Raw genomic sequence first — 26,047 nt, 5'->3', positions numbered from 1 at the left:
AATCTAAAGCATCACTTTAGCAAAGAGTGCCGCATCCACGCTCTTATCAAAAAGTTTATAGAGCGATAAAAGCTTGATATCTAAAAGCTCGTCGCTTGAGCTTAGATAAAAGCTGTTTTGCGCCTGCTCATCAAACAGCCACATGTAGCTATCATCCTTGCCTTTGGCTATCTGCGCGCTTTTGTCGTTGCTTTTGCCTACATAAAAGAAGACATAACCGTTTGGAAAAGCAAGGCTTAGCATATCCTGCAAAAGAGAAATTTCTTCTTTTGAAGATATTGAGTCAAAAGACGGATAAAGAGCTCTAAGTGAGAAAAATGGCAAGACAGGACGCGAATTTGTGGGTTTATTTATATTTTTTAAAAAATATTTCTCAAACCAAAACCTTTCGTTATCGGTTATCAGGATAAAAGCGCGCCCTTCGAGTAAAAATTTTAGCTTTGATGCAAGCAAAGGCGTCCACTCCGTGCGCCTTTCTTCCATCCAGCTCATTAGAGAGCCTTCGTCTCTAATCGCCTCCAACGTCCACTTTATAAAATCACTCATTGGTCTAGCTTGTATGCCTGATGTAGTGCGCGAACTGCCAGTTCTCCGTACTTTTGATCTACAATCATGGAAATTTTAATCTCGCTTGTTGATATCATCTGTATATTGATGCCCTCTTTTGCAAGAGTTTTAAACGCCAAAGATGCTACACCACTATGGCTCTTCATACCAACGCCCACTACCGATACTTTTACTATATCTTCGCTATACTCCACATGTTTTGCAGCGGCTAATTTATCCATGCACTCTTTTGCTACAGCAAGTTCATTTTGAGGAACGGTAAATCCTAAATTTGTAGTGCCATCTTGCCCTACGTTTTGAATTATCATATCAACATTTATGTTTTTTTCTGCCAAGGCCGAAAAGATCTCGGCTGCGATTCCAGGCTTATCCACTACTCCTCTTAATGTTACTCTCGCTTGATTTCTATCAAGTGCTATTCCGCTTACTAAAACTGCTTCCATATTCTCTTCCTTTGTTATCAATGTTCCTTCATTATGATTAAAACTACTTCTTGTGACTAAATTTACGTTTAGTTTTTTAGCCAGCTCAACAGAACGATTTTGCAATACTTTCGCACCCAAGCTTGCAAGCTCAAGCATCTCGTCATAGCTTATCTTATCAAGCTTTTTAGCTCTGCTTTCTATTCTAGGATCTGTTGTATAAACTCCGTCCACATCTGTATAAATTTCACACAAATCAGCATTCAAAGCTCCTGCAATGGCAACTGCACTTAGATCACTTCCCCCGCGTCCTAAAGTAGTGACGTTTCCATCCTGATCTATACCCTGAAAGCCTGCTACAACCACTATCTTACCATCATCAAGCTCGCTTCTCATACGCTTTGTGTCTATCATCTCTATTCTTGCTCTTGTATGAACACTATCTGTTATGATTCCAGCCTGCCTTCCGGTCAGTGCTACAGCCTTATAACCCATATTATTAAGAGCTATAGTAAGAAGTGCGCAGGTAACGCGTTCGCCTGAGCTTAAAAGCATATCCATAGCTATAGTATCGGCATTTTTAGTAAAATAATCGGCATACTCTATAAGCTGATTTGTAACTCCACTCATAGCTGAAACAACTACCACTAAATCGTTGCCCGCTTTTTTATTCTCAATCACTCTTTTGGCAACATTTTCTATTCTATCAAGCGTTCCTACGCTTGTTCCGCCGTATTTTTGAATGATTAGCATTAGATAAATCCTTTCTCTTTAAAGTATCCCATAACTTTAGTGTAAATCGGTTTTTTAAAATGATTAATGTCATTTAACGCCTCATCGGTAGGGACAAATTTATACTCATCAAATTCAGGGGTTTTAGTCTTAATGTCTATCCTAGCTCCGGCCTTTAATCTTACTAGAAAATATTTTTGAGTTTGACCGTCATAGGGATATTTTTTAGCTTTTAAGACATTTGGTGGAAAATCATAACTAAGCCAGTCAGGATACTCGCATAAAATCTCAACCTCATCGGTGCCTATCTCTTCCTTAAGCTCTCTTAAAAGCGCCTCTTTTGGCTTTTCTCCTTCATCAATCCCACCTTGCGGAAACTGCCAAACACCTTGCAAATCACATCTTTGAGCTATAAAAACCCTACAATCAAAAGGGTATGTGGCAGCCAAAACAACGGCGGCAACGTTTGATCTGTAGCTTTTTTGCATAGATTAAAACCTAAATGTAAAATTTGATAGATTTTAACTTAAAAGAGTTTATATCAAGCTTTAAATCGAGCTTTTAAAAAGATAAAGAGCAACTTGATTTTACATTTTCACACGTTTTTATACATTTTAAAAAAGATAAAGTTAAAGCGTAAAACCACATATGTCCGGACAAATAAAATGAGAATTTATATCCCAATTTTTATATCATTAAATACCAATACCATCTATTCTCCGTTTAAATTTTGTTATAATTAAATAAAAATATAGGAGCGATTATTAAACTGATTAATGTTTTATATAAAATAATCATAATCTGCACTGTTTGCATTTGCGCTTTTGGATTGATCATTGTGGCTTATTTTACTCCGCAATTGGCTATATTTTTAGTTACAATCGCTTTTATTATAGTTGCGCCCATATTTTTTGGCCTTATCAAGGTTATCTTTTTTAAGTAGTTAAAAATGTTTTTTATTCGCCCATTTTTAGTTTTATTATTCATATTCTTAATATCTTTTGCCACTCTTGCTGATCCAGTAGGGATGTGGTATGTTTTTAAAACTATTGCCGTAGGTGCTTTGACGGCTATTTGCGCGGGTGTAGTCATTGGTGTAATCATTGGATTGCAAGAATATAATAAGGATAAATATCTATACAAATAAACACCAACACTATACACCATCAATTCCTTTTATCTATCATCCTTATAAGTCTTTTTAAAATTTCGACTATTTATATAAAATCTCCTTTAACTCAAGAGGTCAGCAAGAGCAAGATTGTTATTGTAAAGCCTTAGTAAAAATCTGTATCGACAAATAAGAGAATTAGACCAACACCCCCACACATTTTTCTAACAAATATGGTCAAAAACACCTCTCAAACACTTTATAAGTCTCGTTAAAATGATAATTTTTAATCCAAAGAACCATAAAATCAAATATTATCTTGATGATAAATTCTTACTTCATACAATCATTGCACAATACGAAATGTATATTTTTTATACTATAATTAATCTACATTTTAAATCCAAGGTAAAGATGCTTTTATACATACACATTCCATTTTGCGAGAGCAAATGCCCGTACTGCGCGTTTGGCTCACTTGTAGGCAAGGAAAATTTAGCAACCGATTATTTTAAAGCGCTGATAGCTGATTTTAAAGCTCAAGCAGCTAATTTTAAGATCGCAAAAGAGAGCATTGATAGCCTATTTATCGGAGGCGGCACACCAAGTGCGGTAAATGCTAATCTATATGAAAATTTATTTAGCGAAATTTCGCCATATCTAGCTAAAAACTGTGAGATAACAAGCGAAGCAAATCCAAACTCGGCAAATTTAACTTGGCTTAAAAAAATGCGAAATTTAGGCGTAAACCGCATGAGTTTTGGCGCTCAAAGCTTCTTTGAAGATAAGCTTAAATTTCTTGGTCGCACGCATAGTGCCGCTCAAATTTACGAAACGGTCAAAAACGCTAAAATTGCCGGATTTACAAACATAAACGTAGATCTCATCTACGGCACAAAATTTGACACTAAAAAACACCTTGCCATAGAGGTTCAAAACATTAAAAATTTAGGCGTTTCACACACTAGCGCGTACTCGCTAACGCTTGAAGAAAACACACCTTTTGAAGGCAAAATAAGCTATAAAAAAGATAGCCCGCTACTAGCTAAATTTCTCATAAACGAGATAGAAAAAACAGGTCTAAAACAATACGAGATATCAAATTTCGGTCAAATTTGCAGGCATAACCTTGGATACTGGAGCGGGCAAGAATATCTAGGAGTAGGAGTTTATGCAGTTGGTTTTATGCAAGGCGAAAGATATGCAAACACTAAAAATTTAAGCGCATATATCAAAAATCCGCACGAAAAAGAGGCTGAAATTTTAAGCCAAAAGGATCTAAATGTGGAGCATATATTTTTAGGAGCAAGAAGCATAGTCGGCATAGAGGCTTCAAAACTTGGCAAAGAGCAGCTTCAAAGAGCTGAAATTTTAAGAGCTCATAAAAAGCTTGAGCTAAGGCAAGACAGGTATCTTGTGAAGAACTTTTTGCTTGCCGATGAAATTTCTTTGTTTATAGTTGGTTGATTTATAGAAAATTGAGCAAAAAGCTGATAAAATATTTGATTTAAAATGTAAATTTAGGATATTAAATGTTTGGTATGAGTTTTCCTGAAATAATCATCATAGCAATCATAGCCGTATTGTTTCTAGGTCCCGATAAGCTTCCTGGTACAATGGTCGAGATAGCTAGATTTTTTAAAACCGTTAAAAAAACGGTAAATGATGCAAAGGCGAATTTTGATCAGGAGATTAAGATTGCAGAGCTAAAAGAAGATGCAAAAAAATACAAAGAAAACATCTCAAAAACTACAGAAAGTGTTCGAAAAAAGCTTACTTTTGAAGAGCTTGATGAGCTAAAAAAAGGCATTAATGACGTTACCGGCGGACTTAACAAGAATATATCCGACATAAAAAGCAGTATTGATAATATAAAAAATCCACAAAACATAATAAAAGATGCGGTTTTGGATGATAAGAAGAACGAAGAGAAGAAAGAGGCGTAATGTTTGAAGAGTTAAAACCGCATTTAGTAGAGCTTAGAAAGAGACTTTTTATAAGCGTTTCTGTCGTATTGGTAATGTTTATAGTATGCTTTAGCTTCTGGAATCCAATTCTAGCCATTATGACCGCCCCTCTTAAAAACGCTCTTCCAGCAGGAAGCAATATCATCTTCACTCAGGTTCAAGAGCCATTTTTTACTGCAATGAAAGTAGCGTTTTTTGCAGGATTTATGTTTTCACTCCCTGTAATATTCTGGCAGTTTTGGCTCTTTGTAGCTCCGGGGCTTTATGAAAATGAGAAAAAATATGTAATCCCTTTTGTATTAGCAGCTACATTTATGTTTTTAGTTGGCGCTGCGTTTTGTTACTATGTAGTAATTCCTATCGGCTTTGTATTTCTTATAAATTTCGGAGGCGAATTATTTACGGCGCTTCCTAGCATAGGGCAATATGTAGGATTTTTTACTAAGCTTTTAATAGCTTTCGGTATAGCATTTGAGCTTCCTGTACTTACATTTTTTCTAGCCAAACTAGGCCTCATAACCGATGCGACACTTAGAAATTCATTTAGATATGCAGTAGTAATTATATTTATATTTTCTGCGGCCATGACTCCTCCTGACATTATAAGTCAGTTTTTAATGGCAATTCCTCTAATAGGACTTTACGGACTATCGATATTTATAGCTAAACAGGTAAATCCTGCTCCAAAAGAAGAGGATATTCAAGAAGAGTCAAAAGAAGAGCCTAGGCGGAAGCAAAACAACGACGATGATGATGACGAAATATACTACAATGGTGACTGATACAGATCTGTTATCAAGTTACGACTACTATCTTCCTCCAAATCTAATAGCCTCCACTCCAACTTTGCCAAAAGAGGAGGCAAAGCTACTTGTATATGAACGCTGCAAGGATAAAATACACCATCTGAAATTTAAAAATCTACACGAAATTTTACCGGATTGTTCTATTATTTTTAACGATACAAGAGTAGTCAAGGCTAGAATTTTAGGATATAAAGACAGCGGAGGGGCAAGCGAGATACTACTAAACACTCCCCTTAATGATAATAAATTTAGTGTTTATATAAAAGGTAAGGTAAGAATAGGAAGCATTATAAAATTTAGTAAAAATTTGATTGCAAAGGTTTGCGAGATTTATGAAAATGGCACAAGAGCTGTTGAATTTACTCAAAACGGCCAAATTTTAGATGCCGCCAGTCTATTTGACCTACTTGAAGAGATAGGGCATGTGCCGCTTCCTCCGTATATAAAAAGAGCTGATAACAAAGATGATGAGAGCTGGTATCAGAGTATTTTCGCCAGGCACCAAGGCGCAGTAGCAGCTCCTACGGCAAGCCTTCACTTTAATGACGAGATGATAAAAACACTAAAAAAAGATCATGATATAAATTTTCTCACACTTCATGTCGGAGCTGGGACATTTAAAAGTGTAGAGTCTGAAATCATAAGGGATCATCTTATGCATGGCGAGTTTTATCAAATCCCTAAAGATACTCAAGAGCTAATAAATTCAAATAAGCCGATTTTAGGTATTGGAACAACAGTAACAAGGTGCGTAGAGGAATTTGCAAGAAGCAAAATATCAAGCGGCGAGTGTAAGCTATTTTTGAATTTATACAATAGACCCATTCGTCAAAACTATCTTCTAACAAATTTTCATCTTCCCAAGTCAACCCTCATAATGCTAGTAACAAGCTTTATAGGACTCGATAAGACAATGGAAATTTATAAAACGGCAATTGAAAAAGAGTATAAATTCTACTCTTATGGTGACGGAATGCTGATTATTTAGGATAAGCAATGGAATTTAGCGCAATACTTTTCATAATTCTTTTTCTATATCTAATGCTACTTGTAGCATACTATATACATTCTAAAAATTTAAATGAAAAATTTACCAACAAAAGAGTTAGGCTGCTTAGAAAAAACCCTGAGTTTCAATCCGGTAATACAAGAAGAAAAATAGCACAAATGGATATATTAGAAAGCATGTTCTTTCTAATGAATTCATTAAACGAAGATTCAAAAAAAAATAATAACACAGTACTGCTTGATTACAACATGAACTATCCAAGGACATTTGATGCGGATTTTTCCAATGTCGTTAAACTAATAGATGCGCTAACTCAAACAATGCTCTTGAATTTGTCAAATTCAACAATAATTATTAAATTTTTATTAAGCAATTACAGTAAAAGACAGATCAAATTTACAATCTCAGTATGGGCCAATAATAGTTTTTACACAGATTCCATAAGTAAAAGTATGATACATACGACTATGACGCCAAAAAGTAGAAAATTTTTTCGTTTAGCCCAAGAAATATCGAATAAAAATGGTTCCGCAGTATCGTTTCAATATGAGTCAAAAGGATATTTAAAAGCATCTGCCGACATATCTCTTGATCTTTCAGACGCTAAAACGGATACTCTTGAAGGATTAAAAATAGAATATCCAAAAAACTTTACTGTATTAATAGCCGAAAAAAATCAATATTCGTTTGATATTTTAAAGAAAGAACTTGAATTTATGAATATTGACGTTAAACCAACTTCTGATCTAAACATAATCAAAAGACATATAGAAGATAATATTTTTAGACCGGATATGGTGTTTATGCAAGCAGATATTATAGATGATACAAACTTAAAAGATATAGAGAGTTATCTAATAAATAAAAAAATATGCTTGGTTATAATCAAAAACAATCATGATGGTTTAAAAATAAATTCGAATATATACGTGCAATACTTATCTCAGCCCTACACTCCAGACACTCTAATTTGTATTATTAACAATGCCTACAAACACCGTTACCATAGAGTATAAAAATATAACTATACTTTAATATATCTCTTTAAAATAATCATCGCAGCTATGCTGTCAAGCTTGCCATCTCGTTTCGTGTCCGTATAAATTTCGCTTGCTTCAAAGCTACTCATCGCCTCATCGACATAGACTATCTCGCCGCTAAAATTTAGAAGCGATACGAAGTGGCTTATGCGCCTTCTCATCTCATCTTCGCTACTTCCACCAAGTGGAATGCCTACGACTAAGGTTTTTGCATTTAGCTCTGATAAAACGGCATTGACGTCGCGAGCTGCTTGGTTGCGATTTTTTCTAAGAACTGGTTTTTGAGGCATCACTACGCTACCTACTGCCAGAGCCACTCCAATTCTTTTTAGCCCCACATCTATAGCCACTATGCTCATGCCAGATTAACCCTTAAACCTGAAATTTTCAGCCTGCCAAGAAGCTCGTATTCGTAAATTTGACTACCGAATTTTGCCAAGGCATCATCTAAATCTACTCCATTTTTGCAAAATTCTAAAATTTCATCTTTTGTGACATTTGCTACTTCGCCAAATCGCGTAGCAAATTTATCAAAATCATTTATTAGTTCGGCTTTTTTAAGAGCCAAAAGCTCATTTGTTCCTCTACTATCATTAATCCTTTGAGGCAAAACGTAAATTTTAATACCAAGTTCATATGCCATTCTTGCACTCTGCATTGAACCACTTAAAAGATCGGCTTGAGCCACGATAAGAGCTTGAGATAGGGCCACCACTATACGATTTCTCTGCAAAAACTGATAACCTCTAGGCGTAACATCCGGAGCATATTCGGTTATGGCAAGAGAATTTCGATAGATCTCATCTATCATTTTAGCATTTGATTGAGGATAAATTCTATCAAGTCCATTTCCAAAAACGGCTATAGTATTAGGAAAGGCTCCTTTATGGGCCGCTATATCCACACCAATAGCAGCTCCACTAACCACACAAACTCCAGAATATGATAGGATTTTAGCCAGATTAAAAACACAATCCTTGGTGTATGCGCTAGCCTTTCTAGAGCCTACTATAGAGACCAAAGGCATATTTAAAAGCTCTAAATTTCCTTTGTAGTATAGCTGATCGGGAGGATTTTTAAGCCTATTTAGCTGTGACGGAATTTTACTTAAAGTATTCACAGGGCATCTTTTAGATAGACTACTTCAACGTCTTTTAAAATATCGCCGCTCTGCCTTAAAACTTCAAGTGTATTTTTATAAGGATGTCCTATAGCTATGGCCTTTGAGTTCTTTTTAGCTAATTCGATAGCATATTTGAGCTGTTTTCTAATAGTATTCTTATCATCCTGATGATCTAAAAAAACATCCCTTACAATATATGGCATAGAATGATTTCTAGCAGCTTCTTCAACCTTGCTATTTGATATGGTCTTGCTATCTATAAAAATAAGATTTTCATTTTTTACAGCCCTCATCATCCTATTCATAGCATCAAGATCACTCGTAAATTTACTTCCGGTATGATTATTTATATACATTAGTTCCGGAAAATCTCTTTTGATATCACGTAATCTTTTTAAAATTTTATCATAGCTATCGTTGGTATGCAGGGTATTTATCTCCTCTTTTTTAAATCCATGAGCCTGCATTGGTAGATGAATCATATAGAATTTAAACCTTTTTGCAAGCTTTGGGGTATCAGGATGATGCTTTGTCGGAGGAAAAATAGACGGAGTGAGCTTTAAATTTATAGCCTTTACGGCATCCACCTGATGTTTATGGGCTATATCGTCGATTATAATTACTAATTTTGGTTTAGAAGAAGATGATCCCTTACTACCTAGTGTAAATTTTTGATTTTTATCTACATCATTTTTTTTATCTTTTTTTGTTGCATTTCTCTCTACAATCTCTATATGGATTTTATTTCCAGACTCACTTATCTTTCGCTCTTTTGGTTTTATTAACTCTTTTTGTGTAGATAAATTCACATCATTTTTCTCCATGCTCTTTATTATATTTTTTATAGCACGGTTTTCATTTTCAGTTAAATTTAGATCCTTTATTGATCTCTTTTGTTCTAAATTTGACTCTTTGGTTTTTGTTTTTTCTTGTAGTTTTGACTCAGATTTTAGAGCAGACTCTTTTTTAGCACTATCTCTTTTTATCTCTTGTTTTTGACTATCTAAGTATTTTTCTATCTTATTTATAATTTGTATATTATTATCGCTTTTGCTATATAGGTAGTTAAGTAAAAAATATGTAACAGCACCTACGCCTAAAGCTATAAGCAGGATTATAAAATAGCTCCAAAAGGAGCGTGTCTTAGCGCTATGCTTTACACGCCTTTTGGTAGTTTTTCTCTTTGTTCTTAGGCTCAATTAATTCTTACTTTGATCTACGATTTTACCTGCGCTTATCCAAGGCATCATAGCTCTTAGCTTTTTGCCGGTTTGATTTAGTAGGCTTCTTTCGGCGATTCCTCTTTCGGCATTCATTCTTACATATCCTGCTTTGCGCTCAAGGATAAAGTCTTTTGCAAATTTACCGTTTTGAATCTCTTTTAAAATTTCCTTCATAGCCTTCTTGCTATCTTCGTTTACCACTCTTGTTCCGCTTACGTAGTCGCCATACTCAGCTGTGTTTGAGATAGAGTAGCGCATATCCGCCATTCCGCCTTGATACATCAGATCAACTATAAGTTTTAGCTCATGTAAGCACTCAAAATACGCCATCTCAGGCTCATATCCTGCTTCAACCAGCGTTTCAAAGCCCGCATTTACCAAGGCGCAAAGCCCGCCGCAAAGCACTGCTTGCTCGCCAAAGAGATCGGTTTCAGTTTCATCTTTAAATGTAGTTTCGATGATGCCTGTTCTTCCGCCGCCTATCGCACTTGCGTAGCTAAGCGCAAGCTCTTTTGCTTGACCTGAGGCGTTTTGCTCAACTGCGATTAGATCAGGGATGCCGCCACCTTTTACAAATTCGCTTCTTACTGTGTGTCCTGGGGCTTTTGGAGCTATCATTATCACATCGATTCCCTCAGGAGCTTTGATCTGTCCAAAATGCACGTTAAATCCATGCCCGAAAGCTATCGCATTGTCCTCGCTTAAATTTGGCTTGATCTCGTTATAAAAAATTTCAGCCTGCATCTCATCAGGGGTTAAAATCATAATCACATCTGCCATCTTTGAAGCCTCGCTCACGCTTTTTACCTCAAAGCCCTTAGCTTCCGCTTTCACCCAGCTTTTTCCGCCTTTTGCAAGACCGATGACAACCTTTACTCCGCTATCTCTTAAATTTTCAGCGTGAGCGTGTCCTTGAGAGCCAAAGCCGATAACAGCGACTGTCTTACTTCTAATAAGACTTAAATCGCAATCTTTGTCATAATAAATATTTACTGCCATGTTTTCCCCTTTTTTGCCATAAATTTTGCAGATTATACACTCATACAACTCAAATATCACTGAAATAAAATAATTTTTATCATTTAAGTTTTTTAACAAGCCATTTAGTGTAAAATGCCGAAAATTAATTTAAATTTAAAGCGTGAAAATATGAATCAATCAATATATAAACACATTAAGACACTTCCACCGCTTGATGATACGGTTATTAAAATTCAAGCTATTTGTGCAGACGAGAATAGCTCTTTAGGAGAACTTGCCCAGATCATAGAAAAAGACCCGATGCTTACGGCAAACATTCTCCGTTCCGCAAACTCTCCGCTTTATGGTTTTAGCCGCGAGATAACTACTATCTCAAGAGCCGTTTCACTCTTTGGAATGGCTACAATTCGCGGTTTTGCGCTATCAAGTGCTGTAAAAAAGAGCTTTAGAATAGATCTTGATCCATACGATATCACAAGTCAGGATTTTTTAAATATATCAATAATGCAAAACGCCCTAATGTACAACTGGTATAATAAGATAAACCCTGGCGCTTTGGCTATCTTATCTCCAGCTTCATTCATGCTTGAAGTTGGTAAAATAGTACTTTCTCACGAGCTGATCGAGACCGGAAAAGCAAATGAGTTTAAACATAAACTAAAAGATATATCAAACCCATTTGATCTTGCCGAGCTTGAAAATGAAGTGCTTGACATATCAAACGAGATTGTAACTGCTAAAATTTTTGAACAGTGGAATTTGGAATCAGAGCTCGTTGATTCTATATTTTTCTCAAATTCTCCAGAAGATGCGCCTGAACATATAAAAATGTATTCAGTAGCCCTTAGAATCGTAAAAAATGCGGTAAATATCTTCCATCAGCTTGATGATGAAAGTATCCAAAACACACTTCCGTTCCTTGACGAATACGGCTTTGCTCACGATAAATTCCTAGAAGCAGTGGCTAAAGTAAAAGCTAATTTGTGAAAGAATTTTTAACCAGACTACTTGATGGATTAAGCGAAAAAGAGATTTCAAGCGATCACAAAGAGACGCTTAGAAATCTCCTAAATTTAGGCGCTATCACCTCTCACAATAACAAATTTTACCTAAACAACGGCTTTGTATGCGGTAAGCTTGATATAAGCTCAAACGGCACGGGATTTTTGATGCCTTTTGACAAGCGATTTAAGCAAGATATCCTCATAGAAAACAAAAATTTAAACAACTCTCACTACGGCGATATCATCTTAGCCAAACTGCTTCCGCTTAAGAAAAAACGCCAAAGCGCAAAAGTAGTTCTCACGCTTAAACTAGCAAACGAAACAAGCGTAGTTTACACCAAGCACTTTGGTCAAGCCGTCTTGGGAGTAAATTTAAAAACAGGGCTTAGCATAGCGCTAAAAGCCACTCAAAAATCGCTAAAAGCACTGCCTATAGGCACACTGCTAAAAATCAACAACTTAAACAACGAGATAACCGAAGTCATAGGCAACATCAATGATCCTTTTTCGGATGAGAAAATTTCACTTGCGATCTATAACAAAAACGATAAATTTAGCGAAGCGAGCGAACTTGAAGCCAAGGCTTGGGGAGATAGCGTTGATGCCAGCATGTATCCAAACAGAGTTAATCTGCGCGAGCTTGAGTTTTGCACGATTGATCCCATTGATGCAAAAGACTTTGATGACGCAATATATTTTGATGAGAAAAATTTAGAAATTTACGTAGCCATCGCCGATGTAAGCGAATACGTAAGCAGCTACGGGGCAATTGACAAAGAGGCTAAGTCGCGCGGGTTTTCCATATATTTTCCGCATATCGCCATACCGATGTTGCCGCGAAGTCTTAGCGAAAACATCTGCTCGCTAAAGCCCGATGTGGCAAGACTTGCCTTTTGCTTTAAAATTAAACTTAATAAAAATTTAGATGTCGTCAATGAAGAGCTATTTGAAGCCATCATAACTTCTAAAAAGCGATTTAACTACGATGAGATCGATGAAATTTTAGAAGGCAGAAGAGCTAGCGAGATCTCTTGGATAAAACCACTTTTTGAACTCACCTCAAATTTGCGTGCCAAAAGGCTTAAAAACGCATTTGACTTTAGAACGCAGGAGCTTAGGATGAGCCTTGATGACGAGGGCAAGCTGCTTGCAACTAGATTTGAGAGCGACTCAAACTCACACAGACTGGTTGAAGACTGTATGCTACTAGCCAACAAAGCCGCGGCAAAGCTGATAGACGGCAAAGGAGTTTTTAGAAATCACGGCACGCCGGACATCAGAAAGATCGAAAATTTGCTCCAAGACTTAGCTTCGCTTGGATTTGACTTCGTGTATGAAAGCGATCTTGCAAATTTGATACGTAAAATTCAAGCTCAAGCTGACGCTATGGGTAACCGAGAAGAGATAGATAAACTCATCATAAAGGCTCAAAAGAAGGCTGAATATTCGGCTCAGAATTTAGGACACTTCGGACTTGGGTTTGACCGCTATACTCACTTTACAAGCCCGATTCGCCGCTACTCGGATCTCACGCTTCATAGACTGCTAAAAGCCAAGATGAAAGATGATAAAAAGCTCTTTAACTACCTGCTTTTAAACATCGAAAGCGCTTGTGCGAGTTTGAGCGAACTTGAGCGAGAAGCGGATAAAGTGGCGTATGACTTCATGGATAGAAAATTTGCCAGATGGGCAAAAGAGCGAATTGGGCAGAGATTTAAAGCTTACGTAAGCGAAAATCAAAACATGCTCGTTGCAAAGCTTGATGATGAGATAAAGGGCGCTAGGATCTACCTAAACTCTTACTCCGCAGAGCTGCTTCAAAAACTCATCATAGAAATTACCGATGCTGATATCGCAAGCGGTGAAATTTTTGCAAAAGTAGTCAAAAAAATCGATGTATAGAAGAGAGCTTGAGGGGCTACTGCAAAGCCCGAAATTTCCAAATACATTTTTGCTTTTTGGAGCGGACGAGTATCAAATAGAGCTCTTTGCCAAAGAAATTTTGGCTAAATTTGAAGGGCTAAATTTGCTTAGCCTCTACTACGACGAGTATGATTTCAACCTTGCCAAATCACATCTTTGCGAGCCTTCGCTATTTGGCGATGAACCGCTACTTCATATAAAAAGCGATAAAAAAATCCCGTCAAAAGAGCTAAAAGTGCTAATCGAGGCTTGCAAAAACGGTGGCGCTTTTATCTATGAATTTTACGAAGCAGATACAAAGTCGACCTTTGACACACAAAAGGCTTTTGGCGTGAATTTTGCTAGATTTTTTAAGCCAAATTCGCCAGATGAAGCAGTAACTTTGCTAAGTAGACAAGCAGGCAAGATAAATTTAAACATAACCAAAAACGCTCTTTTTGAGCTTTATAGGATCCACAACGAAAATTTATACTTAGCCGCAAGCGAGCTAAACAAGCTTGCAAGCTTGAATGAGCCGATCAACGAAAACATAGTTAGAAATTTAGTTTTTTCGCTTTCAAGTATAAGTTTTGATGATTTTTTCGACAAATTTATAAATCTAAAAGATATCAGGCAGGATTTTTTCTCTTGCGTGGATGATGGAAATTTTAGTGAAATTTTATTTATAAACTCACTTTACAGAGCCTTTTTTAGGCTTTTTAAACTACATAGTTTTATCAAGATAGAGGGCAAATTTGACATCAAGGAAACTCTTGGCTACACACCGCCTCCAAATATCGCAAATGAGCTTAAAAGACAGTGTCTAAGCATAAATTTAAATAGCTATAAAGAAATTTTTATAGCCTTAAATTTGATGGAATTTGAGATAAAGACAAACACAAAGCTTGATAAAACGCATTTCTTGTTATCTTCGCTCATCTCCATGCAAAATTTAATCCATAAAAACAGCAAATATTAAGTAAAAAAAAGATAAAATCAGTCCTTGTCTTTATAGACATCCTTGCTCGCATGCGAGCTTAATATCCACAAGGAGAATTAATGAAGCATTACGAACTTTTATTCGTATTTAAGCCTACCTTGACTGAAGAAGAAGTAGGCGCAAAAGTTGATTTCATAAAAGAAATCCTTACAAAAAATGGTGCAGAGATAGCATCTTTATTGCCACTTGGTACAAGAAAACTTGCTTATACCGTTAAAAAATATGAGCGTGGTATATTCTTTGTAGTATATTTTACATCTCCTACTGCCGCTATCGCAGAAGTTGAGCGTATCATAAGAATCAATGAGGAGATCATTAAATTCTTAACTGTAAAATTCGAAAATAAAAAAGAGATAGCAGCTTGGGAAAGGCTAAGCAAAGGTATCAAACAAGGCAAAAAAGAGTCAAAAGCTAAAGCCCAAGAAATTCCGGCAGAGGAAGCTTAAGGATAAAAAATGTTTAATAAAGTGGTTTTAGTAGGAAATCTTACAAGAGATATCGAACTTAGATACACAACATCAGGAGTTGCGATAGGAAACAGCTCTATAGCCGTTACAAGAAAATTTACAGCAAACGGTGAAAAGCGCGAAGAGACCTGCTTCATCGATATTACATTTTTTGGAAAGCAAGCCGAAATAGCAAACCAATATCTAAACAAAGGCTCCAAACTTCTAGTAGAAGGTCGTTTGAAATTCGACCAATGGACCGATAATAACGGACAAACAAGAAGCAAACATAGCGTAAGTGTAGAGAATATGGAGATGCTTGGCTCAGCTCAAGGACAAGGCGGATTTAATCAAAATAGTAATCAACAAGGCGGATACAGCCAAAGTGGCAGCTACGGTAATCAAAACTATAGCAACCAAAGCTACAGTCAAAATGCAAATAGCTATGCAAACAGCGGTGCAAAAACACCAAGTCAGCAAAGCTACAATAGACAGCCTAGACAAGATGATTACAACGATAAAATTCAAGATATAGATGTGGACGCTGACAAGTACGACAGCGACGAGACAATACCATTTTAATTAAGGATTAGGATTTAAAGATGGCAGAGAAAAGAAAATATTCAAGAAAATATTGCAAATATTGCGAAGCAAAAGTTGATTTTATAGACTACAAAGACACGACACTTTTAAAATACTCTCTTTCGGAGCGTTTTAAAATAATGCCAAGACGTCTTACAGGCAACTGCAAAAAGCACCAAGAGATGGTTGAGCAAGCTATAAAAAGAGCTAGACACGCGGCATTTATCCCATATATCGTAGATCGCGATAACGTAGTTACCAATCCTTTTGAAGGATTATAATACAAAGCCCTTTTTAGGGCTTTTCTGTTTTTATACATTTAAATTTCACTTTTAATTTCTTTAGTTTCATAAATTTTATCAGTATTTACGTAGTATAATTTCCTTACTCTATTCAAGGAGACAATATGCGATTTCATGAAATTCCAACACCCACTTTAATCATAGATAAAAAAATCGTAATGCAAAATTTGCAAAAAATGCAAGAGTATGCAGAAAAATACAAAGTAAATTTGCGTCCTCATACCAAAACTCACAAAATGCCGTATTTCGCCAAACTTCAAGAAAATTTTGGATCCAAAGGCATAACTGTGGCTAAAGTCGGCGAGGCTGAAGTGATGGCTAAAAACGGAATTAAAGATATATTTATAGCAAATGAAATAGTAGGCGATGAAAAATTTGAGCGAATCATAAAACTCACAAAAGACGGCATAAATTTAAGCTTTGGGATTGATAGTATCGAGCAAGCAAATTTAATTCAAAGTGCGTTTGAAAAATTTAGCGCCAAAGCTAATGTGTTAATAGAGATAGAAGTCGGCGAAAATCGCTCAGGAGTAATCAAAAAAGAAGATTTTACAGCACTTATAAACCATCTTAAAATTTGCAAAAATATAAATTTCAAAGGCGTATTTTCACACGACGGTCACTCATACAAAGCTACCGACAAAAAAGAGTGTGAGCAAATTCACTTAAAAAGCCAAAAGCGCACTCTTGAATTTTCATCTATCGCTAGTGAGCTAAATTTGCCGGCCGAGATAGTAAGTATCGGCTCTACGCCTTCGCTAATTAATGATTTTGAGATACTAAATGGCGTAACGGAGATAAGACCGGGAACTTATATCTTTATGGACTCATCTCAAGCCATGGCTTAAGGCGACTTTAGCATGAATGTAGCTACCTGCTTACGACTATCATCAGCAAGCCTACAAACAAACGCGTGATAACCGATGTTGGAGCAAAGGGTCTAACCCAGCAAAGACGCACCGTAGGATTTGTGGCTACACCCGGACTTGGCAAGATAAAAGGAACTGACGTGTGGATTGACTCCGTCTATGACGAGCATGCCATAATCTATGATAAAAATTTAAGAGATAGCGTTAATATAATTTACCCAAACCACATCTGCCCTGTCGTAAATTTATATGAATTTGCTTATTTGATTAAAGACGGGCAAGTTGTAGACAAAATAGAGGTAAGCTGCAGGGGTAAAATTTACTAAAAAATAACAAGAAAAGGTATTAAATGTCAAAAATTAAAAATGTCCTAAAAATAGCTTTAATAGTCTTAACAATAGGACACATAGGAATGTATATAGCCCAAAGGAGCGAGTGGCTATACAAAGATCAGCCATACAGAAAAGCAAAAGAGTGGCTAATAGGTGCAAATTTTATGATGGTGTATGGCAATTTTCTAACCAAACTACCCTTTGTAGACGAAAAAAGCTTTATCGTTCAGCCTGTACTTGCTTTGCAGGATTATTTCATAAAAAGATGGAAAGAAAATCTGCCAAACGACGATGCAGAGAAATACACGGACTGGTATGTTTTTAGACTGATGGCATATATTATGAATACCTCAGGCAGTACCGTTCTATACGGTAACAATAAATATTCTTTTGAAGAGGTAATAAAATTTAATGAAAAAGCATGGGAAACTATAGAAAATATGGTTAAATATGAGGCCAAAGACAAGATGTTTCAAGAGATTAGATATGCCGCTTTTAATAATTTATCTATTATTTTTACTACTAATTTTTTAGTATATTGGGCGCAAAAAAAGCAAAATGAGTTAATTATTAAAGATGTCAAACAACATGAGCGCCTTATAAAACTTTATGATTATATAAAATATATGGATAATCTATATTCATCAAAATATCCCGAAATTTATAATAGAGCCAAAAAAGCCGAGGCTTCAGAGTATTTTGAAAATGAGAGATTGCACAGAATAACAAGTCAAATTTTATACTGGCAAATACTTACAAAGAGATATCAAAAAATAGATGATTTTTGTCAAGCCGATAAGAACATGTATTTAAAAACATATATGGATACTATCAGCTGGTTTTTAAAAAATGAAGAATATTTAAAAACTAAAGATATTGATTCAAGAACTAAAATAAAAGTATGGTCAAAAAATAAGCTCAAAGAAACTTGTAAAAATTTAAATTTATAAATAAAAAGTGTTAAGTTTAAGCAACTTTAACAACAAAAAATGAAGTCTTGCTTTTACTCCACAAGACTTCATAAAATTTATTTTAAGACCAAAGCGACTTTTAAAACATCTTCTATAGTATCAACGGCAACGATCTTTACGTCGGTTTTTACATCGTTTGGCACATCGTCTAAGTCGCGCTCGTAGTTTTTGCGCGGTATTAAAGCAGTTTTTATGCCGGCCTTATGAGCCGCTATCAGCTTTTCTTTGAGCCCGCCTATAGGTAAAACTCTACCACTTAAAGTTATCTCTCCTGTCATAGCCACATCAGCCCTAACCTTTGTATCGGTAAGTATCGAAGCTATTGCGGTTACCATCGTGATTCCAGCACTTGGACCATCTTTGGGAGTCGCACCTTCTGGCACATGTATATGCAGATCAAACCTACGATACACATCGCTTGGCTCAACTTTCTTTTTATCATCTGCAAAAACGGGTATGATTTTAGTAGGCACTTTTATCTTCTTATTGTCTATCAATACCTTAACGAGACTAAATGCTATGTATGCACTCTCTTTCATCACATCTCCCAAAGATCCGGTTATCTGCATAGAGCCTTTGCCTTGAATGCGAATAGCCTCTATTTTTAGGACATCTCCGCCCACACTTGTCCAAGCAAGACCATTAACCTGCCCTACTTGATCTATCTTATCCGCAGGCTCTATCTCGTATACTTTTTTCTCTAAAAACTCACTCAAATTTTTAGTAGTGATATTCACTTTTTTAATACTCATATCACTTAAAAGTTTTTTTGCAACTTTTCTAAAGATATCCGCTATACGTCTGCGTAAATTTCTTACTCCGCTCTCTCTTGTGTAATCAGATATAATTAAATTTAAGACATCTTTGCCAAAACTTACCTCGCTTGATTTTAATCCATGTTTTTTAAGTTCTTGAGGTATCAAATATTTCCTGGCTATCTCAAATTTCTCTTGCGGAGTATATGAACTAAGCTGGATAAACTCCATCCTGTCGCGTAGTGCAGGTGGGATAGAGCCAACATCGTTTGCAGTAGCCACAAATACTACCTTACTTAGATCTATATTAAAATTTAGATAGTAATCTCTAAATTTATTGTTTTGTTCCGGATCTAAAATTTCAAGTAAAACAGCCGTAGGATCACCACGAAAACTTCTGCCGACCTTATCTATCTCATCAAGCACTACGACAGGATTCATCTGCTTAGCCTCTATGAGACCTTGCACTATGCGTCCCGGCATCGCTCCTATATAAGTTCTTCTATGCCCTCTAAGCTCATTTACGTCCTCAAGCCCGCCAAGTGCTACTCGCACAAGCTCTCTTTTAAGCGCCTTTGCGATAGAGTTTGCAAGGCTGGTTTTACCCACACCCGGAGGTCCTGCAAAGCATAAAATCGCTCCGTTGTTTACCTTATCGGCAATTCCTCTAAGCTCTAAAAGCTCTCTTAGAGAGAAGTATTCCTCTATCCTCTCTTTAGGTCTGACGAGTCCGTAATGATCGGTATTTAGGTGCCTGCTAACCTCGGCTACGCTTAGCTTTTTGTTTGCAATATTTTCAAAAGGCACCTCAATAACCCAGTCAAGATAGCTCTGGATAGTATTCGCATCAGCAGAATCTGGATGCATGCGACTTAGTTTATCAATCTGCTTTTTAATCTCTTTATAAGCATCATCAGCCATGAATTTTTTCTTTTTCTCAAGTTTCTTGCGATACTCTTCTATCTCATTTTCACGGGTAGTATCGGTACCAAGCTCTTGTTGAATCTGTTTTAACTGCTCTTTTAAAAAATACTCCTTATTGACCTTGTCTATGCGAGAATGAACCTTGTTTTTTATCTCGCGCTGCAGTTTATTAGCCTCAATCTCCTCAATAATATAGTCAATTAACTTTAGGAGTTTTTGCTCCAAATTTTCCTCTGTAAAAAATTCGTAAGCAATCTGTTTTTTTAATCTAAGCGAACTAAGCACAAGGTCACATACCCTATTAACCTCTACACTTTCCTCTATAGTTTTTAATAGGTCAGGCGGGAAAAAATGGCTAAGAGCGGCTAAATCCCTAACTTTTTCCCTAAGAACGGTTACCAAAGCATCACTTTTAACAGCCGTAGGGTGCTTTTCATGGACAACTTCCACAATAGCCCTTAAAGGCTTGACACCAATTTTATTGATTATTCGACCCTTGCTTGAGCCTTGAAATAAAATTTTCACTCTGCCGTCAGGAAGCGGAACTTTTCTCATAATCGTGCCTATAACTCCTGCATCATAAATACCTTCAAAATCCCTCATTCCTTCATTTTGTGGCTTTGTCGGAGCTACCAAAATTTGACTTTGATTTTCTATAGCCAAATTTAGGGCGGCTAAATTTTCATCATCATTTAAAAATAGCGGAGTTATCATAAAAGGATATAAAAATAGCTCGTCTTCAACTATTATAGGAAGCTCAGCCGGAAAAGCTTTTGATTCATTTATTTGCAACTTTTTCTCCTATTCAAATATTTTTCTATACCAAGGAAGCTTTGGCGGTATCAAATTCGCATCCATTAGAGGCGATTCTTCGACTTTTTGTCTATAAATTTCAGCCGATTGCTCTCTTCCTGTTCTCTTATACAGGTCAGCTATCTGCTCATCCAGATAAAATATGGCAAGCTGAAATTTAGTAAGCATAGTTTCAATCAAGGGTCTATACTTGGTATTTGGATATATATATAGAAATTTTTCAATCTCCGCCACGCTATCCTGCATTAGTTTTTGATTACGATTTGGTTGTGAGAACGAGTCGAAATTCGCCTTTATCTTAAGATATTGGGCAAATTCACTCTTAGGTCCATTATCGCCGTATCTTTTAATATACTCATCGAGATAAAAATTAGCTAGCAAATACTCCTCTTCGTTTGCGTGAGCTTGCGACAATATTAGTAAAATTTGCTCAAGCATCGGACTTGCGACATGCTCGCTTGACATAGATGTATAATGTTTATCGGCACTTTCCAAGTCTCTATCGTTAATGTCTGATATTATTTGTGTATACCACTCATCGGGTGTTAAGTTATAAAGTTCGCTGTATTTTTCAGCGCAACCGCTTAAAAATACGATCAAAATAAAAAAACTCAAAATTTTAACAAACGAGCTCATGTTATTCCTTATTTTAAGATTTAAAAAACCGTATATTTTACTACTGATTCGGTTATTTTTCGATAAATTTAGATATTTTTATATTTTATTATTCATACATTGAAATTTTTGATATAATTATAGTAAAATATTTTTAAAAATTATAGGAGATATTTATGGTATTTGAAGTAAAAAGCCCGATTTTAGGATTTGAGCATATAAAAACTATGGAGCTTATGGAGCTTGATAAATTTTTTGTAAAGCTTCAAAGTAAAGACGATAATACGTCTTTTACCATGATCAATCCTTACGCTTTAAGAAATTATGAATTTGAAATACCTACATATTACCAAGAACTTATGGATATAAACGACAATAGCGAATTAAGAGTATATAACATCATGGTTGTAAGCACCCCGATAGAGACATCTACTGTAAATTTTATGGCTCCTATCGTATGCAATATGACCAATATGACGTTATCCCAGGTGGTTTTAGATGTATATAGCTATCCATACTATAAACAAGCCGAGAAAATTTCAGATTTTATACAAAAGTAAAATTCTGCCTTTTCCTAAAAAGGATATAAAATGAAAAATTTTAAAATTCTACTGATTGCAATATTTATGCTAAAAATCAGCTTATTGGCAATAAACCATAATGACAATGATGGTTTTACTCATAGTATAATTACAATTACAGACACTGGAATTGGTCGTAACGGATACATAGACAATAATGAAGAAAAAACTTTAACAAAAAGGACAATAGACGAAATAATCGGAGGGAAAAAATCTGAAAAAAAAGTAATTTATGGAGATATAGAAACTATAGGAGCTACGGTAGTTAAAACTATAGGAAATAGCCAACAAAATTTTTACTATAATTACAACCCATGGAGTCCACTGCAGTATCCTACAGAAAAAACATCCATAACAAAAGTGGAATTTGAAAAAGAAGATAATTCATATACAACAAATTCCGCAAAAGCTACATTTAAATTCTCAGATAGAAAAGATCAAACAGGAGCAAGTATAGATAGTAAAATAACAGGAAATAAAATAATATTTGCTAGATTGTATTGGGGAGCAAGCATAGTAAAAAAATGGAGCAGAGAACAGAATAGTTACGAAAACACTATAAAAAAATATTTCGAAGATATTAAAGGGTTTAATAAGATAAAATTTGGATATCCTAATAGTAGCGGGAGCATGAGTTATAAAACTCTACAAGCCTTAGAAAAAGATACAAAATGGTTTGGCTCGTTTACCAATAGAGGTTTTAGATTTCAGTATCAAGCTAGTTATGATGTAACAGATATAGTTAAAAAAGCATTAGGCACAGCAGGACGAAGAACATTTAGTGCTGGAGATATAAAAGTTTATGATGGAAATCCTCCATTAATACCAGGTTTTATATCTTTATATGATTCAACCAATCCTCTTAAAGGAAAATGGTATTCTGGTGTAATGTCTCCTACTTATGGAGGATGGGCGCTTGTTATAGTATATGATTTTGGTACCACAGAAAACCATAATGTAAAGCCAAAAGGTATAAATATATATGATGGAATTAAAGTCTTGACTCCTTTAGTGGGAGACGCTAGTACAGAAATGGAATTTAAAGATTTTTACACTCCAATACATGGTGATTTTGATGCAGCTTTAACAATACTATCTTTTGGTGCAGCCAAAGAGATACCTGCTGAAAATATTCAGCTGAAAAAAAATCAACTTGATTCATACTCGGATGATGATTCAGTATATGTTGCCGGCGCAAATTCAATAAATCCAAAAGGTTCTCAGTTTAATAGTACAATTGCTAGATTTAACGAACATATGAATTCAAATAAAATATACAATGCAAGTATGGATCTGGACATATATGATATTTCTTCACTAATGGACAATGGTCAAACTCATGCATATGCAAAACTAAGCGCCAAAGTTGTTTCTCAAGGAGGCTCTTCAATGGGAGATGAAGCCACAGTAGGCTTAGTTGCATTCTCTACAGATCTATATGTGCCGAATGTATGCTATGAAGAAAAATTGTTTTATAAAAGAAAAAACGATAATGACGCAGCATTTAGAGAAGTAAGCAAATCAAGCGGATCAAAAACAATTTTAAAAAAAGATGATATTTTAAGAGTTGAGCTTAGCATAAAAAATAAAACAAACGAAAGAGTAGAAAAACTATCAATAATTGCAAGTACAGATCCTACAAGTGGAAAATATGATAATAATAGTACATATATCAATAAGTATCATAAAGGAAATTCAGATTTTATATTAGGCTCCCACAATCCAGACAATACAGATCTTCAAAAAACGATTGTAAACGGTATTAAGGTTAATATAGGACAAGGAGCAGATAACAACAACGGAGGAAATCTCGATCCTACAGATAGTGCTTTTATCAGATATGATATAGTACTAAATGAGACTTTTAAAGAATCTACATACAAAGCATCATTTTCTAACGACGCTCTTAATCTTGAATACAATGATGGAATAATTATAAAAAAATGTGAAAAGAAAGACTACTTCTTGTCTATTTTTAATATAGCTGAATTTAAAGCGGTCAATCATAATTTTACTAAAAAAGGTGATTCGGAGCGCCTTTATACACAGCTTGCAGGAAAGGGATTTAATACCAAAATTGTCTACATGGATGAAAAACTAAAAGACAACGAAACTCCTAAAGGTCCATCTGAGGATTTAGAAGTAAGTGTTGAAGTAGTTGAGGATTGTGACAGTGACTCTATAGTGCCTAAAATAGAAGGTCTAAAATTTAATAAAAACACAGGAATGATAGAAATACCACAAGATAAACTATTGATAAATAATGTTTATCCATCATTGACATTTAGACTATCTTATATAGATCCGGCTCAAGATCCCGTTATAGACCCGCAAGATCCTACCGCAACACCCAAAAAGAAGATTATAGTAAATTGTCTTTCAGATAGATTCTCTGTAAGACCAGAAAAATTTAGGATGTATAATACTTCATCTAATAGTTTTCTATCTGATACTAATTTAAAGAATTTAATAGGAGGCAGAAACTATTCTGACACAGGAGTTGTGGCAGTATTCAAGCAAGACAATATAGCCACTAGATATACTAGAGATTTACAAACAGAGTCTATCGAAATAGCGCCAGGAAAGGGCTCTATATCAAATATAGTTCAGATAGCGCCAAATCCAAATGAGATATGTAGAAATAATATAAATTCTAGTGTGTTATCAGAAATAACAAGCCACAAAATAAGAGCCGATTTTAATGAGGGTAAAGCAAATTTTTATAAATCCGGTGCAATAAATTTCTCTTACCCAGATATAGGTCCTGCAAAACTCACACTGCAAGACTCGTCCTTTACACTTGTGGACCGAGTCTCTGGCGACTGTATAGCCGATAGTGATTCCACTACTCCAAATGCGGAAGGAAAGATAGGTTGTGATATCAAATCGACTTTTAACTTTACTTTCCTGCCCAATGACATATTTATAGATAACGTCACTGTTTCAAATTTCGAAAACAATATGACATATACTTCAAGCGATTCAGGAATGTATGCTAGAGTATTGTTTGATACAAAAGCAAGAATTGATGATGCGACGAAAAGTATAGCCAAACTATATACAAGAAGTTGCTATGCCAATAATGTAAATTTTACATTAGATATAGATCAACTAATACCTGAGTATAAAATAGGTAACAATGGAAAAGATATAACAAAAATAGCCGAATTAAAAAATGATCTTTTATTTTTTGATGATACAACCAATTTAAATATCAGAAAAACAATAACGGGTACTGGCAACACTGGGCAATATCAAATATTAAATACAGCTTTTAGTGATTCTACAGCAATCGCAAGCGGAGAAGTAAGGTTTAATTTCGATAAAAATATTACAAGCCCAAGGAATCCTTTTGCCGTAAATAGTAATATATTTACCTTTAATAATATATCAGATACAAATGGAGTAGCTGGCGCAATATATTCAAAACCAAGCAATGAAACTAATGCTGATTTTTATTATGGTAGAGTATATGCCACTAAAGGCAAGGGTCCTAAGAAAGGGTTTGATCACAATGTATATTTTGGCGTATACTGCAATCTTTGTGATACGGATAAATACACTATAGCAAAAAATGCCGAATTATTTCCGGATCAAACCAATTGGTTTGTCAATAAAGAACACGATGATATAAACATGGGAGAAGTCAAAAACTATAAACCAAATTCTCCTTCTACGAATGTATCCGTAACAAAATCCGTGCAAGATGGTATTGAAAAAATATTTTTATCAAGCTCTATCCCAGGTTCTGATACTATAAAGATGGAAGCCTCGTCTTGGCTTTTGTTTAATCAAGTAGATAGCAATGCAAAGACAAATGATTTTATAGTAGAATTTACAGATGGTACCGTATGGGGAGGACAATCTCTAAATAAAAAAGGCGAAAATAAAGCTGGCGTAGGTTCCGTAATAGGCGGAAGTAAATTAGAGGACATACCAAGCCAAACAAATAGAAGGCTGGAATGGTAAT

General features: G+C 35.4%; 26 protein-coding genes. 16 read left to right on the top strand and 10 right to left on the bottom strand.

Annotated features, from left to right (window positions below; translation table 11 throughout):
• Positions 1-3 precede the first annotated feature (3 nt).
• The 4 genes from CDOMF_RS03920 to CDOMF_RS03905 all read right to left on the bottom strand — a co-directional run bounded on the left by CDOMF_RS03920 (position 4) and on the right by CDOMF_RS03905 (position 2,825).
• A complete protein-coding gene (locus CDOMF_RS03920; RefSeq protein ID WP_260952549.1) occupies positions 4-546 on the bottom strand; it encodes a HobA family DNA replication regulator in 543 nt (180 codons plus the stop codon).
• Positions 543-1,742, bottom strand: a complete 1,200-nt coding sequence (locus CDOMF_RS03915) for an aspartate kinase (protein ID WP_260952548.1) — start codon at positions 1,740-1,742, stop codon at positions 543-545. The genes CDOMF_RS03920 and CDOMF_RS03915 overlap by 4 nt, the downstream gene beginning before the upstream one ends.
• Positions 1,742-2,209 (bottom strand): RNA pyrophosphohydrolase, encoded by a 468-nt coding sequence (locus CDOMF_RS03910; RefSeq protein WP_172128852.1) that lies wholly within the window; start codon positions 2,207-2,209, stop codon positions 1,742-1,744. The genes CDOMF_RS03915 and CDOMF_RS03910 overlap by 1 nt, the downstream gene beginning before the upstream one ends.
• A gap of 355 nt (positions 2,210-2,564) precedes the next feature.
• Complete coding sequence (locus CDOMF_RS03905; protein WP_260952546.1) at positions 2,565-2,825, bottom strand: hypothetical protein; 261 nt, start codon at positions 2,823-2,825, stop codon at positions 2,565-2,567.
• A gap of 421 nt (positions 2,826-3,246) precedes the next feature.
• Here CDOMF_RS03905 and hemW point away from each other — a divergent pair, with 421 nt between their 5' ends.
• From hemW to CDOMF_RS03880, 5 genes are all read left to right on the top strand, one after another.
• Positions 3,247-4,299 (top strand): radical SAM family heme chaperone HemW, encoded by a 1,053-nt coding sequence (gene hemW / locus CDOMF_RS03900; protein WP_260952545.1) that lies wholly within the window; start codon positions 3,247-3,249, stop codon positions 4,297-4,299.
• 65 nt (positions 4,300-4,364) lie between these two features.
• Positions 4,365-4,778 (top strand): Sec-independent protein translocase protein TatB, encoded by a 414-nt coding sequence (tatB, locus tag CDOMF_RS03895; protein ID WP_260952544.1) that lies wholly within the window; start codon positions 4,365-4,367, stop codon positions 4,776-4,778.
• Positions 4,778-5,581, top strand: coding sequence for a twin-arginine translocase subunit TatC (gene tatC / locus CDOMF_RS03890; protein WP_260952543.1), 804 nt, complete (start codon positions 4,778-4,780; stop codon positions 5,579-5,581). The genes tatB and tatC overlap by 1 nt, the downstream gene beginning before the upstream one ends.
• Complete coding sequence (gene queA, locus CDOMF_RS03885; RefSeq protein WP_260953127.1) at positions 5,574-6,593, top strand: tRNA preQ1(34) S-adenosylmethionine ribosyltransferase-isomerase QueA; 1,020 nt, start codon at positions 5,574-5,576, stop codon at positions 6,591-6,593. The genes tatC and queA overlap by 8 nt, the downstream gene beginning before the upstream one ends.
• An 8-nt stretch (positions 6,594-6,601) precedes the next feature.
• Entirely contained in the window at positions 6,602-7,630 is a 1,029-nt protein-coding gene (locus CDOMF_RS03880; protein ID WP_260952542.1) for a hypothetical protein, read from the top strand.
• A gap of 8 nt (positions 7,631-7,638) precedes the next feature.
• On the opposite strand, the gene ruvX is transcribed toward CDOMF_RS03880, so the two are convergent.
• Genes ruvX through ilvC form a run of 4 tightly spaced genes read right to left on the bottom strand, consistent with a single transcriptional unit; the run spans position 7,639 to position 10,999 of the window.
• On the bottom strand, positions 7,639-8,013 hold the full coding sequence (gene ruvX / locus CDOMF_RS03875; protein WP_260952541.1) for a Holliday junction resolvase RuvX: 375 nt from the start codon (positions 8,011-8,013) through the stop codon (positions 7,639-7,641).
• On the bottom strand, positions 8,010-8,774 hold the full coding sequence (locus tag CDOMF_RS03870) for a DNA-processing protein DprA (RefSeq protein WP_169974872.1): 765 nt from the start codon (positions 8,772-8,774) through the stop codon (positions 8,010-8,012). The genes ruvX and CDOMF_RS03870 overlap by 4 nt, the downstream gene beginning before the upstream one ends.
• Positions 8,771-9,976 (bottom strand): divergent polysaccharide deacetylase family protein, encoded by a 1,206-nt coding sequence (locus CDOMF_RS03865; RefSeq protein ID WP_260952539.1) that lies wholly within the window; start codon positions 9,974-9,976, stop codon positions 8,771-8,773. Before CDOMF_RS03865 ends, CDOMF_RS03870 begins: the two co-directional genes overlap by 4 nt.
• Positions 9,977-10,999, bottom strand: coding sequence for a ketol-acid reductoisomerase (gene ilvC / locus CDOMF_RS03860; RefSeq protein ID WP_260952538.1), 1,023 nt, complete (start codon positions 10,997-10,999; stop codon positions 9,977-9,979).
• 150 nt (positions 11,000-11,149) lie between these two features.
• Between ilvC and CDOMF_RS03855 the strand changes: the two genes are divergently transcribed.
• From CDOMF_RS03855 to CDOMF_RS03815, 9 genes are all read left to right on the top strand, one after another.
• Positions 11,150-11,968, top strand: a complete 819-nt coding sequence (locus tag CDOMF_RS03855) for an HDOD domain-containing protein (RefSeq protein ID WP_169974868.1) — start codon at positions 11,150-11,152, stop codon at positions 11,966-11,968.
• Positions 11,965-13,887 carry an RNB domain-containing ribonuclease gene (locus CDOMF_RS03850; protein WP_260952537.1) on the top strand — a complete coding sequence of 641 codons (1,923 nt, stop codon included), beginning with the start codon at positions 11,965-11,967 and terminating at the stop codon, positions 13,885-13,887. Before CDOMF_RS03855 ends, CDOMF_RS03850 begins: the two co-directional genes overlap by 4 nt.
• Positions 13,880-14,866, top strand: coding sequence for a DNA polymerase III subunit delta (holA, locus tag CDOMF_RS03845; RefSeq protein WP_260952536.1), 987 nt, complete (start codon positions 13,880-13,882; stop codon positions 14,864-14,866). The genes CDOMF_RS03850 and holA overlap by 8 nt, the downstream gene beginning before the upstream one ends.
• An 80-nt stretch (positions 14,867-14,946) precedes the next feature.
• Positions 14,947-15,333, top strand: coding sequence for a 30S ribosomal protein S6 (rpsF, locus tag CDOMF_RS03840; protein WP_169974862.1), 387 nt, complete (start codon positions 14,947-14,949; stop codon positions 15,331-15,333).
• 9 nt (positions 15,334-15,342) lie between these two features.
• The gene (locus CDOMF_RS03835) at positions 15,343-15,915 is read left to right on the top strand and encodes a single-stranded DNA-binding protein (protein ID WP_260952535.1); all 573 of its coding nucleotides are present in this window, start codon (positions 15,343-15,345) and stop codon (positions 15,913-15,915) included.
• Between the two features lie 20 nt (positions 15,916-15,935).
• Positions 15,936-16,196 (top strand): 30S ribosomal protein S18, encoded by a 261-nt coding sequence (gene rpsR / locus CDOMF_RS03830; RefSeq protein ID WP_169942306.1) that lies wholly within the window; start codon positions 15,936-15,938, stop codon positions 16,194-16,196.
• A gap of 125 nt (positions 16,197-16,321) precedes the next feature.
• On the top strand, positions 16,322-17,065 hold the full coding sequence (locus tag CDOMF_RS03825) for an alanine racemase (RefSeq protein WP_260952534.1): 744 nt from the start codon (positions 16,322-16,324) through the stop codon (positions 17,063-17,065).
• A 65-nt stretch (positions 17,066-17,130) separates the two neighbouring features.
• The gene (locus tag CDOMF_RS03820; protein ID WP_260952533.1) at positions 17,131-17,412 is read left to right on the top strand and encodes a hypothetical protein; all 282 of its coding nucleotides are present in this window, start codon (positions 17,131-17,133) and stop codon (positions 17,410-17,412) included.
• A 23-nt stretch (positions 17,413-17,435) separates the two neighbouring features.
• The gene (locus CDOMF_RS03815) at positions 17,436-18,368 is read left to right on the top strand and encodes a hypothetical protein (RefSeq protein WP_260952532.1); all 933 of its coding nucleotides are present in this window, start codon (positions 17,436-17,438) and stop codon (positions 18,366-18,368) included.
• A 77-nt stretch (positions 18,369-18,445) separates the two neighbouring features.
• On the opposite strand, the gene lon is transcribed toward CDOMF_RS03815, so the two are convergent.
• Both lon and CDOMF_RS03805 read right to left on the bottom strand, forming a co-directional pair.
• Complete coding sequence (lon, locus tag CDOMF_RS03810) at positions 18,446-20,860, bottom strand: endopeptidase La (protein ID WP_260952530.1); 2,415 nt, start codon at positions 20,858-20,860, stop codon at positions 18,446-18,448.
• A 9-nt stretch (positions 20,861-20,869) separates the two neighbouring features.
• On the bottom strand, positions 20,870-21,517 hold the full coding sequence (locus CDOMF_RS03805; RefSeq protein ID WP_169974856.1) for an outer membrane protein assembly factor BamD: 648 nt from the start codon (positions 21,515-21,517) through the stop codon (positions 20,870-20,872).
• Positions 21,518-21,672: 155 nt separating this feature from the next.
• Between CDOMF_RS03805 and fliW the strand changes: the two genes are divergently transcribed.
• Together fliW and CDOMF_RS03795 are read left to right on the top strand one after the other, a co-directional pair.
• A complete protein-coding gene (gene fliW, locus CDOMF_RS03800; protein ID WP_169974854.1) occupies positions 21,673-22,056 on the top strand; it encodes a flagellar assembly protein FliW in 384 nt (127 codons plus the stop codon).
• Between the two features lie 30 nt (positions 22,057-22,086).
• Positions 22,087-26,046: a hypothetical protein gene (locus tag CDOMF_RS03795; RefSeq protein ID WP_260952529.1), complete on the top strand. Its 3,960-nt coding sequence runs from the start codon at positions 22,087-22,089 to the stop codon at positions 26,044-26,046.
• Position 26,047: the final 1 nt, after the last annotated feature.

This window comes from Campylobacter sp. RM16187 (assembly GCF_025319965.1).
Taxonomy (GTDB): domain Bacteria; phylum Campylobacterota; class Campylobacteria; order Campylobacterales; family Campylobacteraceae; genus Campylobacter_A.
Note: the sequence above shows the minus strand (reverse complement) of the source record. Positions and strands in the feature narration are given on the sequence as shown.